This is a genomic window from Arenibacter hampyeongensis, assembly GCF_002909255.1.
Taxonomy (GTDB): Bacteria; Bacteroidota; Bacteroidia; order Flavobacteriales; family Flavobacteriaceae; genus Arenibacter; species Arenibacter hampyeongensis.
In genome coordinates this window covers 681,673-699,034 of record NZ_PIOB01000002.1, presented here as the reverse complement: position 1 = coordinate 699,034, position 17,362 = coordinate 681,673, and the positions used below count along the sequence as shown (strand labels likewise).

Genomic DNA, 17,362 nt, shown 5'->3' with positions numbered 1-17,362 from the left:
CTATTTCCAAAATCCTTTCAATTAAATCATTGCTTATTAATTTTTATAGACCACTTATTCAATTTTCCAACATCCTGCCCGGCCACGTCCGATATTTTCAGTTTCCAGTTTCCTTGAATTTGTTCACCTTTCAATGACCTTAATTTCAAATTGTTATTAAAGTCATACACTTTTATAATGTTATCGGCAGAGCCTCCTATCTTGTTGTGTAGGTTGATTTCAGTGCCTTTTGGCGAAACCAGGTTTATAATCAGGTCGTTGATGTATGTATGAGTAATATCCATTCCTACTTCAGTGTTGTTGATAGTGCCTTCGGCAGTTGATATTAAAGTACGTTCTATACCAATGGGGTTATTATCCGGGATCTGAATGCCAGGAGCTTCCTCTAGAATGATAGTCTGTGATTGAACGGAACCAACGTGCAATGTCCAGCTATTTAATTTTCCGGTATCCAAATTGCCAAGATCTGCAACGGCAAGTGTCCAGTTTCCATTAGCGTTTTCTCCGTTGAAATTGGATAGCGGGGCAATATTTTGCCTATCGTAGATTGTATTGATATTGTCCGCACCTCCTCCATTACGGTTGTGTAATATAACCGAGGTTCCTTTAGGGGAAGTAATCTTTATTACTAGGTCACCAACATAAGTATGGGTAATATTCAGGCCAACTTTAATGGAGGCGACCGTTCCCGCTCCCGTTATATGGATAACATCTGTTATGCCGGCAAGATTATTGTCTGGAATTACTTTTGCCGGCGCCGAAGTTTGAGTGACTATTTCTTCATTGCTGGCACTACCTCCTTTTAGTCGCAACGCTTCATCTACTGCTGCGGAGGCATCCACTTTACCGAATCCGAACCAACCGCTCCAGCTGCCATCCGGATTGCCTGAGTTGTTGAAATTGCCATTATTCCATGGGCTTATCGGTGAAATATCCCAAGATGTATCAGGGTCATAAGGTGCTGGTGGCGTCTTGGGATATGAGGTCATATTCAGGTCTTTGGCAGCTGTTCTTTGTAGAATAGAAACAACCTCTATGGCAGTGAGGTCTGGGTTTGCTGAAATAACCAACCCGGCTATTCCTGCCACCAGCGGAGTTGCACTGGAAGTGCCTCCAAATTCTGAATCGAAGAAAGGTGAACGTCCCGTTGTTGTCGTAATTCCAAGCCCGGTAACGGCCATGCGCCAATATTCATGAGAATTGCTTGAAGGTGCGCATAGTGAAATGCCTTCTCCGTAATTGGAATAATGACTGCGCTGGGCATTGCTGGCCAAGGCCGCAATATGCATAACACCGGGAACACCGACTAAATTATGTTCAAAAATCCTTGACGTTTGCACTCCTGCCCAATTTCCGGATGCGTTAAATCCATTATCGAAAGGAATATCTTTGTTTCCCGAATATTTGATGGGGCAGTTTTCATTTCCGGCCGCCCACAAAAAAATAATTCCCTTTCCACGTCTTCCACCGTTTTGGGCCAATTGGGTAATCTTATTGATAACATTCAATGCAAAGACAAACGATGGTGACGAGCCCCAGGAGTTGGATAGCACGTCGGCTTTGTCACCAATAAAAGTAAGCACCGTCATCATTTTGCTGTCACTAATGAACAGGCCAGGGCCGCTTGATTCCCATTTAATGGGTAAAAGCCTGCAACCGGGAGCAGCCCCAACGGTCAACACACCATCAATTTCAGCAGCGACTACACCATTACAGCTAGTACCATGATTAGACCCGTACTGGTACATATTCTGCGGGTTACCACCGATAGTATCCCTCGTGATCAAACTACTTCCGGACATGTATCCCCATTGAGCAAATTTATTGATGGAGTCAAAATCCAGATGGTCCAATTTGCATCCGTCATCGGTCACGGCAATAACCACATCCTGACTGCCATAATTGCTTAAAAGGTTCCAGGCGGCTTCGCAGTTAGCTGAGGATCGGGGGTCAAATGAGGTGTTGGTCATACGTGAATGTAAATGCCATTGCTGTACGTATTTTGGATCTACAGGTACATTTACATTGGACATCGTCATCCGTTTGTTAAGATCATGTTCGCAAAATTCAACAAGCCTGCTTTCAGATTCATTAATAAGTACCACCAATTTTACCGGATTCATGCCGGTTTGATCGGTTAGCTGTAACAAATATTCCCTGTCAGAATATTTGGTCATAAGTATCAATGCATATTTTGCTATAAACTTGCTGAGCTGTTCATTGCTGACCGACTTTTTAAAGGTGACAATGATACGATCGGTTATAAGAAACTCCTCATTATTGGCTTCTTGTTTATAGGCATGGTGTGTAACCGCTTCCTTCCGCATATCTGCAATTTCGGAATCGAGTTTATTGCTCTTTACTTTGACCCTAGAAGAGGCAGAGGAAACTTTTTCTACATCTTTGGTAATTCCCATTTTCTCCAATTCTGCTGGCAGAGCCCTTACAACAAATTGGTCGCTTTCTTTTTTTAGGTATACTTTTTTACCATTTCGGTAAGTGTATAGCCTTTCGTCGGATTTGATGTTTTTTGCCATGGCGATTGAGGTTTAAATGCTAATATTTTAAAAATCTAATTACTTCATACCATTGTTTGGTATTTAAATGGCGCCTATTGGAATCCAGAACATAGGTTCATACGATTCTCAAAATAATACTTAAGGCAGGGAGTGGATAATGGCCCTAAAGCCTGCACCGACTTTGCGCTATTGTTAAATTTTTACATCATTGGCCATTTCGAACTCTACAACTTCCTATTAATTCATAGGTAAGTAAACCTATATACCCTACATTTTTCACACAATAGCCCCGTTAATTTTAGCCAACCCACATTGCGCTATAAATGGATTGGTAAATATGTGCATTACAGGGGTGTCAAGCAATTCGTTTCGCGCATCTACCCATGCTTGGACCTTAGTGTTCCCGTACATTTGATTCAGGCGTGTTTCGTTCAAATTAAAATTGATCTTGCCCCAATGAAGGGTGTAAGCAATTCCTTCCTGCTCAAATTTATTCCAGACCATATCAAAAAAATCCCTTGCTGGTTGGCCATCCACACCATCCATTTCCAATACACAAGTATTTGGAAACTTGGTGAACCCTAAGGTGGCCTGGGTTCCTTTTACATAACGCAGTGAAAGTCCACCTGGAAATGGTTTCTGCTTGTTCACTTCTACAATGAGTTCTACGGCTCTGGGAGAATCCTGTATGTCGATTGCCATAGCTGCACTGGCTACTTTACCTCTAAATTTGGTGTAATTGAACATTTCACGAATTGTTCCAACGCGAGGTGGTTCCGGTTTAAAAGCAAGGCCGAACATCAAGTTTACCATTGCCGGAATCAATAAACCGGACCCCGGTAACTTGTCCAAAACCGTAGAAATGATTCCTAAAAGATCATCACCATAGGTGAAATCATTATTGCGCTGTAAGGGTATGTGGGGTAATTGAAATGGCTTTTTGAACATGTATTTCACGAAGGCTCCTTTAGCAGGATTATTGGGTTCAAAATCATGGATATTGAATAGTACCTCAAAATGGTAAATAGCTCCATTAATTCCTGTTCCCGGTAGATTTAGACCAGTGAAATCCAAAGTTTTCATGGCATTTTTCAAAATATCATTATAGGCTATAGGACCTTCTCTGTGTTCGGTAAGCAAAAATTGGGGTTCCGTCTCTATCATAACACCATGGATGAAACCAAAACTTCCAAAACTGACAAGGGCCGCATTGAACAATGCATCATCCTTAACCAGATCCGCATCCAGCCAAGTCACAAATTCTGTGGAGGCAACGGGGTAGGAGGCCCGTTCCAGCCAAATGTGTTTGTTGCTGCCCGTGATTATATGTAGCCCCACCACAAAATCGGGAATTGCACCCACCTTAATTGCCGCCCCGTGAGTGCCCGTGGATAGGGCACCAGCAATAGTTTGTCCATTACTCGCCCCTGATGCCTTTATTGACCTTTGTGGGTTTTTCGCTGCTAATCGTGTATTCACTTCGTGTATGATGGCGCCACATTGTAAAAAGTAAAGATCTTCCGATTGCTTTACATAATTGGTATTAGTATAATTTTCGCTAATAGGAAATGAAAAATTCAATGAAGCCGTATCGATTAATCCACCATCTGTTACACCGATTTTTGTAAAGGACCATCCGCTCCCCATGGCACGCAATTTAAGATTGTTGTTCAGGGCATGGTTGATCAGCCATTGAAAATTCTTGGTTGTGGCCAAATAACGCTCGCGATGTTTTTGGCCCGGTGGGTTCCAGAGCTTAAAAGAAGCATTCGGAACCAGGTCATGAGTGAAATTCTCGTGTTTATTGGTCCATTTTTGAATGGGAAGTGGGTCTATGCCTTTTGGTGTCATTAGTGTTTTTTTTAATTATCCAGATCACCTTCGCCATTTTGAGGTCTGGCACATCCATAGGTTGCCGTTCTGTGATTTACAATACCCAGGGTAACCAAACTAAGCAGGAAATCGGTGAAGGAGGTATTTACAACCACCCAGGACAAAGCACCTTCCCTACATGGACATGCGTTTCCGGCTACTTCTGGATTGGCATCAATGCGTTTTTGTTTTAATCCCCAATAATAGCTCCAACTTGATTCTTTCCTGCATTCGAGATTTTCAACACTGTCTTGATAGGGGCTCGCTTCTATACGCGTACTAACACAGGAGGATTGGGTTATACTTAAAAAAAGTACGAGCGTCGGAAAAACTATTTTATAAAGTTTCATAAGCCTTCTGTTTTTATTATTTTTCCTACAGATACTATTAAGATATATCTTCATATTTGAGTATTTTGTAGGAATTGTATTATTGGTTGTTAGTATTGTATGAATGGTAGTAAATGCTTCTGGGTAGTTAACCAATTTTATCCTGCTCTGGTGGAGTTAATTAGGGTTTTAGTTTATCATAGAATATTCCCTAGCACCATCATGAGCTTTAATTACCGCCCATTTCCAATTCCAAAGTGAAGTGATTTCATCTTAATTGGATGGCCCAATAACAATCTTGGGCTACTCATATCATAAAACTATATTACAAGCTGAATATATACATGTGGTGAAGAGGAAGAGACTGTGCCCAAATTCTTAATAATTTAAAATTTGATTGCTAAATGCCCTAATTTTCGTGTTCACCAAATAGGAGACCTTTTATATATAAGTCTAATTTTGTAGTCGTGGAGATTAATTGAGGTGTCCCCAAATGCTTCTGATCCGCAATTAAAACTGACCGTCCTTTCCAGTCAATAATCAAAAACAACAAAATTCATGAAGCATTGTTAGCGTATATATCCTTTTGGGAAAAGGCAATAAAGAATTATATGGGGCGATATCCACTAGAAAATAGTAGCCCCGATTATGTCTGCCCACTACGAGGGAAGAATTGAATTAAGAATTAGAAAAAATACTGGAATTATCTTCGTTGCCAACGACACCTGCCCGGTCCAAAAAAAATAGGTCAAGCATTAATTTTGATTGGTGCTTGACCTATTTAATTGATTTTTATCGCTAAGTTATCATTTTCATACCAATCAAAAGGGCACTGCCATTAGAGATTATGTGCCGAACGCGAATTGGATGATAGTAATAATTTTAAAAGTTATAAAGCGCCTCCGCCAGTTCGGTTTTTTTGTTTCTGCTCAATGGAACCTGTCTTCCTTCAAGTTCAACATTTTTACTATTGAACTTTTCAACTTTTTCCAAATTCACGATATAGGATTTGTGTATCCTTAGGAATTTGTCCTTCGGCAACTTTTGCTCAAAAGATTTCATTGTGGAAAGAATAACTACATTGCCTTCGTTCGTCACCAATTTAATATAATCGCCAAGAGCTTCGATCCATTTTATGTCGTTAAGAACCACTTTGCGCTGCCTAAGGTTGCTTTTTACGAAGATATATTCCTCTTCTTCTGTCACCCTATGCATCTGCTCGTATTTGGTCACAGCTCTTTTTACGGAAGCATCAAAACGGGCCAAAGTAATGGGTTTGTGAAGGTAATCGGTTACGTCGTAATCAAAAGCCTTAAGGGCATAGTCAGGATTACCAGTAATCAGAATTACTTGCGGTGGGTTGTCCAAGGATTCCAGAAGATCAAAACCATTGATAATGGGCATTTCCACGTCAAGGAAAATAAGGTCGATGTCGTTATCTTTGATGCCTTTTTTTGCCTCAATGGCATTGCTGTACTGGGCCACCATTGCCAAGTTTGGGTGATTGTTCACTAATTTGGCTATTGCAATCCGCTGCATAGACGAATCGTCTACGATTATACTTCTCAATTTCATAATGTGTAATCCTCGTTTAATTTAAGTTCAAGGTACTTAAATGGCCTTCTAGGCGGCCAAAAATGATGTGAACGGTGCATTAAATGTTGTGTAAGTGGAGATATATGTGGTTTAGGCATTTCGTTGAGTTTATTTGTTTTAAGCCGATTTTGGCCCTATTTCTTTTTAGGACACTATTGGCAACTTTTGATGAATAAAGACTAAATTTATATATGAATAATGACCGGTGTCATAACCTTTTAAGTGACTTAGGCAAAAATGTGGGTGGATTTGACCACGGTGCATTTTTAAGGAATTAATGTTTTCAAACGCTATAGATCTAGTGCCGCGTAAGGCCATCCGATATTCACCCCCAAATGTAATTGAGAATTTGGATGCTCAATTGGCAGTGACATGGCCTATCAAACACAGCGAACCAATTGGCATATTTTAATCGGATAGACAGTGAAATAAATCAAAAAAAGGACTAAACGAAATTGCGGTGGAACGGAACATACTTCAGGAAAAAATTAATAGGGACATAACTATTATTGTTCTTATGGGAGCCCTGCTTGGCATTACTTATTCCGCGTTCTCAGACGGCTTTGGGGTTTTATATCCGCACGTAAATACCTTTATAATAGGCATTTTGGTTGGAGCACTTATCTCCTATCTCGAGTTTTATGTATTTCCCAAGAAAGGTCGAAGATTAAAATTTATGTCCCTAGTACTAATTCGCACTTTTCTATATATAGGTTCCATTTCGTCCATCGTTTTTTTTGTATTGTTGATTTCACGAATGATTAGACTGGATATGGGTTTTTTGAATGTATTGGCCAGTGAAGATTTTAAACGCTACATTTTTAAGGAAGATTTTAAGGTGGCAATTGCCTACACTGTGGCTTTGGCATTTATAATCAATTTTAGCATACTTATGATTCGTAAAATGGGGAAAGACGTTATGTGGGGCATCGTTACGGGAAAGTACTACCAGCCTTCCGAGGTGGAGCGAATTTTCATGTTCTTAAGTGTTCGCTATTCCGATCAAATAGTGAAAAAGATTGGGCGCCTGCACTTTCATAGATTCCTAGAGGATTTCTTTTACGACATCACCAAACCAATTTTAGAACATAAGGGAACTATCTATGAATATGTAGATGACTTGGTTGTGGTCTCGTGGAAACCTAATGAAGGCATACAGAACGCCAACTGTATCCGCACATTTTATAATTCCAAAAATAAGATAAAGGAAAATAGTGAACATTACTACACCACTTATGGGTTTGTACCGAAGTTAATTGCAGGCTATCATATTGGAAAAGTGGTTCGTGGTGAGTTGGGCGAAATTAAGGGAACCATTGTCTTTTTTGGGGATGTGATGAACACCACTTCACGGATAAAGGAAAAATGTGAAGATTTGGAAAAGGACCTCTTAATTTCTGCCGATCTTAACGATCGACTCACCTTGCCTAAAATTTATTATTCCACCAGTTGTGGGGAAATCGGTTTAAAAGGGAAGCAAAAGGACTTGGAATTGTACTACATAAATGAAGAATCCATCATCAATTTGGAAGTGGTATGAAATTTACATTGGAAAATGAAAGGGGGCGATACGCCATTATTTATGTGACCATGGCTGGTTTGGTATTGGGTTTGTTCTATCCTCTGGTGGCAAATGGATTTGCTAGACCCATTGCATATGTGCACGGTGTCTCTATTGGTTTGATCGGCGGATTTCTGGTTGGTGTGATTGAATTTTATGCCTTTAAACCCAAGAATAGAAAGTTTTCCTTTCTTATAACTGTAATCACAAAATCAACGGTGTACTCCTTGCTTTTTATTTTTCTTATTGTCCTGCTGATTAATTTTAATGAAAGTTGGTATTATAATACAAATATGATCGAGAATTTCTATTCCCAAAGATTTCAGACATTTTTGTACGAGGGAGATTTTAAGGTCATTGTATTGTATTCCTTATTTTCGGTTATAATCATCATTTTTACCAGGGAAATGAGTCGAAAAATGGGGCAGGGTGTGTTTGTAAATTTTCTGACCGGAAAATACCATTCCCCCTGTGAAGAAGAACGGATATTTATGTTTTTAGATCAGAAATCCTCTACTCCCTTGGCCGAAAAAATGGGGTCATTGGGGTATTACAAGTTTTTGAAGGAGTTTTATTTTGATGTAACCAAATGTATAGTAGCGAACTATGGTGAAATATATAGATATGTGGGGGATCAGGTAGTGATCAGCTGGTCCGTTAAAAATGGGTTGAAAAATGCCAATTGCATACGCTGTTATTATAATGTAAAAAATGAAACTGAAAAGCAACGGGAAAAATATCTTCACAAATACCGTAGAGTGCCAAAATTTAGGGCAAGTTTACATATGGGAAAGGTAATTCGGGGAGAAGTAGGAAATGTGAAAAGCCAGATCGTATTTCACGGGGAAGCCCTCTATGAAACGGCTTTTATAGAAAAGGAATGTCAAAAACTGGGCTTGGATATTTTGGTGTCGGAGCCCTTGCTGAAACGGATCAATTTGCCCGTAATATATAAAAAGAAGCAAGTTGGTGGAATCCCTGTATTAGGGAAGGACAAACCCATTAAGCTTTTTGCCGTTGAAGAAACCGTACTACAACCCTTATAAAAAGGGGACGAACAAAGCCGGTGCAGGTAGTTTTTTGAAGTGAAGCCCGAACATTATATGCGTTACTTCCAAAAGATTCCTTTCTGCAATTACTACTGCCTATCTTTTTAAAATGGGTATCTAAAAACCACAAAACCCAATCAAGTAAACTTGTTGGGTTTTATATGTTTTGATCCACAACGCTGTTGTGGGTGATCGTGGAGCCGGAGACGGCCGAGCGTTTAGAAAATGTCCCGTGGACTTTTTTAGTAAGGCGCGAGCTGACGCGCTGGCCTTCGATTCACCTGACCGAACGCAAAAAGGCTACCTTTTGGGTAGCCTTTTTTAAGTGGAGCCGGAGGGATTCGAACCCTCGTCCAAACAAGCAATTACAATGCCTTCTACATGCTTAGTTCCTAATTAATTTTCGATGTGCACCTGACCAGAAACAGCCTAATACACACTTATCTTCTTAAGTTTTGGTGATAGTGCCGAAGCTTCACTACCCTTATATTGACTTTGATGGTGCTTCTGATTGGGACGCCGTCAACAAAGGCTTCCCAGAAACATCTCGCTTCCCTACCTTGTAGGGACGAGGCTAAATCCTACTGTGATTCGGATTAAGCGGCAAGAGCGTAATTATTTTCGCCAATTAAAAAGTGTGGAAAATGAGATTAACGAGCTGTAGCCCAGCGCTCGACATGCTTACATTCCAATTGGTCTCGCTGTCAAAACCAGTCGGCCCCTTCAATGAGATAGGTACGCTAGGCGTACCGTAATCGAACCTGCCTGCCGGCAGGTTGAATCCCGCCATCGGCAGAAATATTCTCTCATCTTTTTTTTCAATGAACTTTATTATCGTTACTTGGGCGTTCCCTTTTTTCTTCCTGCAAGGTTTTCAAAACCTTGTAGGTATCAAAAAAAGGTCGGGCTTTCGGCCGTACACGCCTCACCGTACCTAACGGCACGTTCGGGCGGGGTACTCGCCTCTATCCCTAACGCGGTCGGCAAAGGTACTCCAAAAACTATTCCAAAAAAAGTTTTGCTTGTCAACTTGTCATTTGTTACATTTACAACTATATCACTTCAAAAAGTTATAAATATTTATTTATGAAATTTGGAATTATTAGGGAACGTAAAAACCCACCCGATCGTCGTGTGGTCCTAACACCGGAGGCCTGTACACAGATTGTGGCTAAATTCAAAGACGCTAAAATAATAGTGGAGCCATCTCCCATAAGAGTCTTTACCGATAAGGAGTATGAGTCAAAGGGATTTCAAGTGGCGTCGGAAATGGAAAATTGCGATGTGCTTATCGGTGTCAAAGAAGTGCCGATCGATCAATTGATCCCAAACAAACAATACTTCTTTTTTTCCCATACCATTAAAAAGCAGCCCTACAATAGAAATTTGCTAAAAGCAGTCTTGGATAGGAATATTGAATTGTACGATCACGAGGTAATCACCAATTCCTCACGTCAGCGTTTGGTGGCATTTGGCAGATATGCCGGAATAGTTGGGGCCTACAACGGCTTTAGGGCTTATGGACTTAAATTTGGTTTATATCAGCTGCCAAAGGCGGAAACATTGGTAGACCAGCAAGCTTTGATATCGGAGCTACGTAAGCTGATACTCCCCAACATAAAAATTCTCCTGACGGGTAGGGGAAGGGTTGGCAATGGTGCCAAGGAGATGTTGGATGCAATGGGTATAAAGAAAGTTAAGGTTTCTGATTACCTAACCGAAATTTTTCAGGAACCGGTCTATTGCCAAATTGACGCCTCTGAATATAATAGGCGCAAGGATGGAGTAAGGGGAAATAAGGCCGATTTTTTTGCACACCCTGGAGATTATAAATCCAATTTTTTTCGTTTTGCAGAAGTAACGGATTTTTATATCGCCGGGCATTTTTACGGCGACGGTGCCCCTTATCTTTTTACCCGAGAAGATACGAAGCACCCTAATTTTGGAATAAAGGTCGTAGCCGATGTTAGTTGCGATATCAATGGCCCTGTAGCCACAACCCTTAGAGCCAGTACAATAGCGGAACCAATATATGGATACGACCCCATTACAGAGTCGGAAATAGATTATAAGGACCCGAAAGCCATTGCGGTGATGGCCGTGGATAATTTACCTTGCGAATTGCCACGTGATGCCAGCTTGGGCTTTGGGGATGCCTTTGTTAAAAATGTAATCCCCGCCTTTTTTAACGGCGATAAAGATGGGGTTTTGGAAAGGGCAAGAATGACAAAAAACGGAAAACTCACTAAGAGGTATGCGTATTTACAGGATTATGTAGACGGTAAAGTATAATTGGAGCTCTAACGGAAATGTAAAAAACACCGTTAATTGGAACCTTAATAACGGTGTTTTTAATTAGGACTTTTTTAATCTGTGTTGGCCCAATCTATTTTTTTGGAGGTAAACATTACTATGGCCAGGATTATGAACAATCCAATACTTCCCACCAATAGTGCATAATTTTCCAGTTGTATAATCACAAATATGAACGAATATAGTATGGTCAAAGAACCAAATATGAGTAACGGGAATTTTGATTGTTTCAAAATGGTTTTGGAATAAATGGTGATAAGGCCAACAACGGCTGTACCCGCAATAAGGTATGCCCTTAGAAAATTTTGATGCTCAGAAATGGAGATGAGCAAGGTATAGAACATGACTAATGCCAAACCGATCATCATATATTGAAAGGGATGTATGTCAATTTTACTGATTATTTGTATTAATAGAAATACCAAAAGTGTAAGCCCTATAATCATGAAACCATATTTGCTTGTTCTGTCTGTTTTTTGATAATCGTCTGCGGGGATTATTAAATCGGCTCCAAAAGAATAACTATTCAAATCGGGTAGTTGATTAAAAAATTGCTGACCAAACTGTCTGTTGGTTTCCAAAATTTGCCATTGGGCTTCAAAACCATTCTTGGAAATGGTTTTGGTATCGTCATTTGGTAGGAAGTTTCCGCTAAAGCTTGGAGAATGCCAATCTGATTTCATTTTTACGGATGTTTCTTGGCCAATAGGTATAAATCGTAGCCCTTGACTCCCGTTTATTTTTATACGCATTGAAAATGCCGGGTCGTGCCTTTTTTGATCGACAAATGCCGTTAAAAAGTCAGATTCCAAGGTGCTCATATAGGCTTCATCGAATATTGGTTTTAAGGTGTAATCCTTTTGGTTTAATTTAACCTTGACTTCATTTCTAATACCTTTGAGATTGGATGTTTTAAATAATATCGTTGCCTTTTGCCAAAGGATATCATTATCGGGAATTTCCTGTGAAGAAAAATCAAAATTACCAAAGCTTCCTTCAAAGTTGAGATTAGAGGTGAAGACAACAGATTCATATATACCTCTTTCCAATTGTTTGGTATCGACATCAGTATTTATGTTCAGTGCTTTAGGAAAAAAATAACCATAACGTATGATTTCTTCATAAGTTTTGAGGAATGATTTTGTTTTTTCGTCAAAAGTTTTTTCCTCTATATATATCTTATAGGGAATTTTTATGATCGGTCCATAAAGTATGACCTCCTTACCCCACTTTTCATTAATTTCCTGAATTACTTCGGCCTGTCTTACTTCGCGTTCCTTAATTAGTTCGTGAACAAAGTTCAAGGGAATTAGGAGTACTAGGAATATAAACCCTACGACCAGCATTTTTGCAGTAATTGAGGTTTTGAACCAATTTCCAATTTTTTGTTTTTTTGTTTCCATTTTTCAATTGTTATTTAAAAGTACTTTGTTTTTCAAAGTGAAATGATAAAAAAATATTTGTTATCTCCCAATAAGCTTTTCTAGCGCATCAATATGTTTATTAAAAGCTGATTTCCCAAATGCCGTAACGGAATACCTTGTATTGGGTTTTCGTCCAATAAATTGCTTTTCTACTTTTATGTATTTATCCTTTTCAAGAGACTTGGTATGACTGGCCAAATTACCGTCAGTAATGCCCAAAAGCTCTTTTAGCGTATTAAAATCGGCATAGTCGTTCACCATAAGAATGGACATGATACCCAATTTTATTCGGTGATCAAATGCTTTGTTAATGTTGTTTATAATGCTCAAATCTTTTTTATGTCGAATTTTAAATACATCCGTGTGCCATAAAATATGTGGAACACTCCAAAGCCCAAAGCCCAAAAATACAATCCGTATCCCGTGAATTGGGTGGCAATTAAACCTATTAGGATATTGGCATAACCTAAATACCGTACGTCCCCCAAAGTGTATTTACTGGCATTGACACATGCCAATCCATAAAAGATAAGTGTGACCGGGGCCACTAGGCCTACATGGTTTTCTTGAAGCAGGGCTATGCAAAAAATGCCGCCAGTTACCAAAGGAATCAAAAAATTTACAGCCAACCGTTTACTGGAAACATCCCATATTTTTTCATCGCTTTGTTTGGCTTTTCGAATAGATAACAGGATTCCTGTAATTGTTGCCATTATTATGACAACAATTGCAATAGTAAAGAGTTCAATGGACAATTGTGCGGTATTGATAGCAATGGGTTGGGTGGATTCCAGTACCTCTTTTGGCTCTAAATAGATCTTGATCCTGGACTGGGCAATAACAAAACCTATAAGGGAATAGATGCCCGCCAGTATTCCGGACAGGCCACTGAGGGAGATAAAACGTGACGAACGGCTCATCATATTTTTGATTTCTGATATGTCGTCCAAATATTTATTTGATTTCATACGAAAGTACTTTGAAATTCAAAGTTAATATAAATTTTGAATCTACAATGGGAATTAAGTTTTATAATCGTGAATTTTGGTTTCTAAAATATTTTCCGTCCAACAGCAACTTGTAACTTGGGTAGTTGCCTCAATAGGCTATAAAGGAATTTTGTTCAATGTAAATTTTTAATAAATTGGGAGATTAAATTTATTGTTTTAAAGAAAAAAATGTGCATTTGATGGGGAAAAAGTAAATTTGAAAAATTATGAATCCTGCTGAAGAATATATACTTGATCAATCAGAACCCTATAGAAGCATTTTGTTGTATCTACAATCTATGATCCAAGGTGCCATTCCAGGATTGGAATTGAAATATAAATACAAAATTCCCTTTTATTACTTGGAGGGTAGGCCCTTTTGTTACCTCAATCAAAGCAAGGATTATGTGGATGTTGGGTTCTGGAATGCATCCCATTTAACTGTCCATATAGAGCAAATGACGACCACAGGTCGGAAAATGATGAAATCTTTGCGCTATAAATCCCTGGAAGAAATTGAAAGTACTGTTTTATTGGAAGTCTTGCAGGATGCCTATAGTGTAAAGGACAGGAAGTTTTGGAAATAAAGCTCTAGCTATAAAGTTAGTATTGATAATAGATAAGTTGGAAATTATGACGAATTGCTTATTTTTTTGATACTGACCACTGACCACTGACCACTGACCACTGACCACTGACCACTGACCACTGCCTACTCCTCAATCAGCCCCTTGTCCTTATAAAGCTGAATGTACTGATTGCTCAAAGCGTCTGAATCCTTGTATTTTTCCCTTATTTCCGACAGTTTTTGTTTCATTTCCGCGGCAATTTCCGCATAATCGGAATCGTTAAAAACATTGTTCAGTTCCTGTGGGTCTTTTGCACGGTCATAGAGTTCCCACACGTCCACGTCATAATAAAAGTGAATTAGCTTATACTTCTTTGTTGCAATGCCATACTGACGTTTTACTGCGTGTTCTGCAGGATATTCGTAATAGTGGTAATACACGGCCTCCCTATCCCATTTTTCTTTCTCGCCTTTTAGTAGTGGTACTAGACTTTTGCCCTGCATATCTTCAGGAGCTGTTACCCCGGCAACCTCCAAAAAAGTTTGGGCAAAATCAAGGTTTTGCACCATTTCATCTTCTGTGGTGCCAGGCGTTATAACATTTGGCCATTTAATAAGTAGTGGGGTCTTAAAAGATTCATCGTACATAAATCGCTTATCGAACCAGCCGTGTTCCCCCAGATAAAAGCCTTGATCGGAGGTATAGACGATCAAAGTGTTCTCTGTAAGTTTTTCCTGATCCAGATAATCCAATACCCTACCTACATTTTCATCAACTGCTGCAATGGTTCCCAAATAATCCTGCATATAACGCTGATATTTCCAAACCATAAGAGTAGAATCGTTCATCTTCCCGTACTCATTCTTGAAGGCTTCGTTAATGGGGCCGTACACCTTGTCCCATTCCGCTTTCTGTTCGGGATTCAACTTATTGATACCTCCTGCTCCCAAGCGCTCCTCTATGTTCAATTCGGCCAGTACATCATCCGTTATTTTAAGATCGTATCGCAACAGCATATGTTTAAGGATGTTCATCTCCGCTGGTCCTGCCGTAGTTTCACGTGTAGCATAATCGTCGAACAAGGTAGCTGGTAAAGGATAAGTGTTATTTGTAAATTCTTTGTAATGTCTTGGAGCAGGCATCCATGATCTATGTGGTGCTTTGTGCAGGTACATCAACATAAAAGGTTTATCGGCCTTTCTGCGGTTTTTAAGCCAATCCAAGGTTAAATCCGTGGTAATGTCAGTAACATATCCAGTGATGGTGGTGTCGCCTTTCTGGGTTATAAACCTCGGGTTGTAATAGTCCCCTTGTCCCGGCAATATCTTAAATTCGTCGAAGCCCTTGGGGTTATTTCCAAAATGCAACTTTCCGAACATGGCAGTTTGATAGCCTGCTTTTTGCAATAATTGTGGAAAGGTAACATTGGTGGTGTCGAAAGGGGAGAGGTTGTCAATTTTACCATTAATATGACTATGCTTTCCCGTTAAAATTACTGCTCTGGAAGGGGCGCAGATAGAATTGGTAACAGTTGCATTTGTGAACAACAATCCTTCCTTTGCGATGCGATCAATATTGGGCGTTTTGATCAGACGGTCGTCATAAGCGCTAATAGCTTGGTAGGCGTGGTCATCTGACATGATAAAAACTATATTCGGCTTTTTTGTCGAATTTTCCTTTTTCTCTGTTTTACAGGATAATAAACACAAAAGTAGTCCTCCTAGGATGATGCTGATTGGCGTTGGTTTCATATGGGTCTATTGAAAATCTTAAAAATCAAAAATAGGTAATTTAAAAACTAATATGGGAATGGGAAATTTATTTGTAACTGTCCAACACTTTCCTGAATTCTCTTATGGTAGTGGTTTGACCCTCGGGATAGCTACCATCCAAAAATGGATTTTCCTCCAAAATATCCTCTGCCAAATCATATAGTTCCCCATTGTCATACAACTTCCAATTTTTATTTTGAACGTATCTTTTATTTTTAAATTTACCCCAATTGGGGGCATAATGGCAGAATACCCAATCCCTTTTATTGGAATTATTCCCTAAAAGCTGTGGATAAAAGCTAAGTCCATCCAATTGCTCGGAATTGGACCGCTTTGATCCCTGAAGATCTAGCAGTGTGGGTAAAAAATCTGTAAAATCTATTAAATTATCATTTATGCTGTTGGGCGCAATTTTTCCCTTCCAATTGGCAATTAAGGGTACGTGGGTCCCTGCGTCTGTGGTATGGCCCTTATCGCCCCGAATTGAATGGCCATTGAATTTGGAAACAACATCGTGGTCGGTTCCATTGTCACCAACGAAAAGTATCAGCGTATTTTCACGAATACCCAACCTATCTGTAGCATCGACAATTTTACCTATGATCATATCCATATATTGTACCATTTCCCCAAAATAGACAGGGTCGTTTATCTTTGATTTGGCGTCAAAATTGTTGAACAGCTTATTGTTGGGCGTTGGCACAAAGGGGTCATGGGTCAATGCCATGGGATAGTACACAAAAAACGGAGATTTTTTGTTTTCTTCCATAAAGGAAGTAATGTTCTCAAGAAAAATATCAGGACCAAATTTGCCGTAGTACGTTTTTGTACCATCCTTCTTTGTACTTAATGTAGGATCTTTGTACCGCGATCCCAATTGATCAATTTGCCATAAGCAATAGTCGTCAAATCCAGCTTTTTCCGGAGTGGTTCCAACTCGGTTTCCGGCCAATTTTTGTTGATGGGAATTGCCCAGGAGCTGCCATTTTCCGGCTACATAAGTTTTGTATCCCGCTTCCTGCATATAATGTCCAAAAGTTTTTTCCTTTGGATCTAACAGACCAAATCCTAAATAATTGTTGTTGTTGTACTTCCCGGTCATTATCTGTACTCGGGAGGGCGTACAAAGTGGGGTGGAATAACAATGATTAAATAGCATACCTTCCTTGGTAAGTTGGTCCAGGTTTGGCGTTTGGTAGCTATTGCCGCCATATGCCCCTAAAGCTTCATACCCCAGGTCATCTGCCATGATGAGAATAATATTGGGCTTTTTTTTGGTAATTTCCTTGCCACTGGTTTTGCAGGACATCAAGTTTAAAAGTGTTCCTCCTAAAATGGTATAAAATAGTATACGTATCATTAATTACAT

13 protein-coding genes and 1 other RNA gene are annotated in these 17,362 nt (G+C 39.5%); 4 read left to right on the top strand and 10 right to left on the bottom strand.

The features are described from left to right. Positions 1-26: 26 nt before the first annotated feature. The 4 genes from CWD91_RS07865 to CWD91_RS07850 all read right to left on the bottom strand — a co-directional run bounded on the left by CWD91_RS07865 (position 27) and on the right by CWD91_RS07850 (position 6,295). A complete protein-coding gene (locus CWD91_RS07865; protein WP_103440407.1) occupies positions 27-2,537 on the bottom strand; it encodes a proprotein convertase P-domain-containing protein in 2,511 nt (836 codons plus the stop codon). A 258-nt stretch (positions 2,538-2,795) separates the two neighbouring features. Beyond that, positions 2,796-4,370, bottom strand: coding sequence for an FAD-binding protein (locus tag CWD91_RS07860; protein ID WP_103440406.1), 1,575 nt, complete (start codon positions 4,368-4,370; stop codon positions 2,796-2,798). Positions 4,371-4,381: 11 nt separating this feature from the next. Next, on the bottom strand, positions 4,382-4,741 hold the full coding sequence (locus CWD91_RS07855) for a hypothetical protein (RefSeq protein WP_157943747.1): 360 nt from the start codon (positions 4,739-4,741) through the stop codon (positions 4,382-4,384). Positions 4,742-5,602: 861 nt separating this feature from the next. Further along, positions 5,603-6,295: a LytR/AlgR family response regulator transcription factor gene (locus CWD91_RS07850; protein ID WP_103440404.1), complete on the bottom strand. Its 693-nt coding sequence runs from the start codon at positions 6,293-6,295 to the stop codon at positions 5,603-5,605. A 481-nt stretch (positions 6,296-6,776) separates the two neighbouring features. Here CWD91_RS07850 and CWD91_RS07845 point away from each other — a divergent pair, with 481 nt between their 5' ends. After that, the gene (locus CWD91_RS07845) at positions 6,777-7,856 is read left to right on the top strand and encodes an adenylate/guanylate cyclase domain-containing protein (protein WP_157943746.1); all 1,080 of its coding nucleotides are present in this window, start codon (positions 6,777-6,779) and stop codon (positions 7,854-7,856) included. Beyond that, on the top strand, positions 7,853-8,923 hold the full coding sequence (locus CWD91_RS07840) for an adenylate/guanylate cyclase domain-containing protein (protein ID WP_103440402.1): 1,071 nt from the start codon (positions 7,853-7,855) through the stop codon (positions 8,921-8,923). Before CWD91_RS07845 ends, CWD91_RS07840 begins: the two co-directional genes overlap by 4 nt. A gap of 326 nt (positions 8,924-9,249) precedes the next feature. On the opposite strand, the gene ssrA is transcribed toward CWD91_RS07840, so the two are convergent. Continuing rightward, positions 9,250-9,648, bottom strand: a transfer-messenger RNA (tmRNA) gene (gene ssrA / locus CWD91_RS07835). Positions 9,649-10,012: 364 nt separating this feature from the next. Here ssrA and CWD91_RS07830 point away from each other — a divergent pair. Next, positions 10,013-11,218 carry an NAD(P)-dependent oxidoreductase gene (locus CWD91_RS07830; RefSeq protein WP_103440401.1) on the top strand — a complete coding sequence of 402 codons (1,206 nt, stop codon included), beginning with the start codon at positions 10,013-10,015 and terminating at the stop codon, positions 11,216-11,218. Between the two features lie 74 nt (positions 11,219-11,292). Here the strand turns inward: CWD91_RS07830 and creD are convergent, their stop codons facing one another. From creD to CWD91_RS07815, 3 genes are read right to left on the bottom strand one after another with little or no spacing between them, the layout of a single operon-like run. Next, on the bottom strand, positions 11,293-12,642 hold the full coding sequence (creD, locus tag CWD91_RS07825) for a cell envelope integrity protein CreD (protein ID WP_103440400.1): 1,350 nt from the start codon (positions 12,640-12,642) through the stop codon (positions 11,293-11,295). 60 nt (positions 12,643-12,702) lie between these two features. Beyond that, positions 12,703-12,993 carry a winged helix-turn-helix domain-containing protein gene (locus CWD91_RS07820; protein WP_103440399.1) on the bottom strand — a complete coding sequence of 97 codons (291 nt, stop codon included), beginning with the start codon at positions 12,991-12,993 and terminating at the stop codon, positions 12,703-12,705. Continuing rightward, positions 12,990-13,631: a hypothetical protein gene (locus CWD91_RS07815; protein WP_103440398.1), complete on the bottom strand. Its 642-nt coding sequence runs from the start codon at positions 13,629-13,631 to the stop codon at positions 12,990-12,992. Before CWD91_RS07815 ends, CWD91_RS07820 begins: the two co-directional genes overlap by 4 nt. Before the next feature lie 248 nt (positions 13,632-13,879). On the opposite strand from CWD91_RS07815, the gene CWD91_RS07810 reads away from it, so the two are divergent. Further along, on the top strand, positions 13,880-14,239 hold the full coding sequence (locus CWD91_RS07810) for a DUF1801 domain-containing protein (protein ID WP_103440397.1): 360 nt from the start codon (positions 13,880-13,882) through the stop codon (positions 14,237-14,239). 125 nt (positions 14,240-14,364) lie between these two features. On the opposite strand, the gene CWD91_RS07805 is transcribed toward CWD91_RS07810, so the two are convergent. Further along, entirely contained in the window at positions 14,365-15,972 is a 1,608-nt protein-coding gene (locus tag CWD91_RS07805) for a sulfatase family protein (RefSeq protein WP_103440396.1), read from the bottom strand. A 67-nt stretch (positions 15,973-16,039) separates the two neighbouring features. After that, positions 16,040-17,353, bottom strand: a complete 1,314-nt coding sequence (locus tag CWD91_RS07800) for a sulfatase-like hydrolase/transferase (RefSeq protein ID WP_239985693.1) — start codon at positions 17,351-17,353, stop codon at positions 16,040-16,042. Positions 17,354-17,362: the final 9 nt, after the last annotated feature.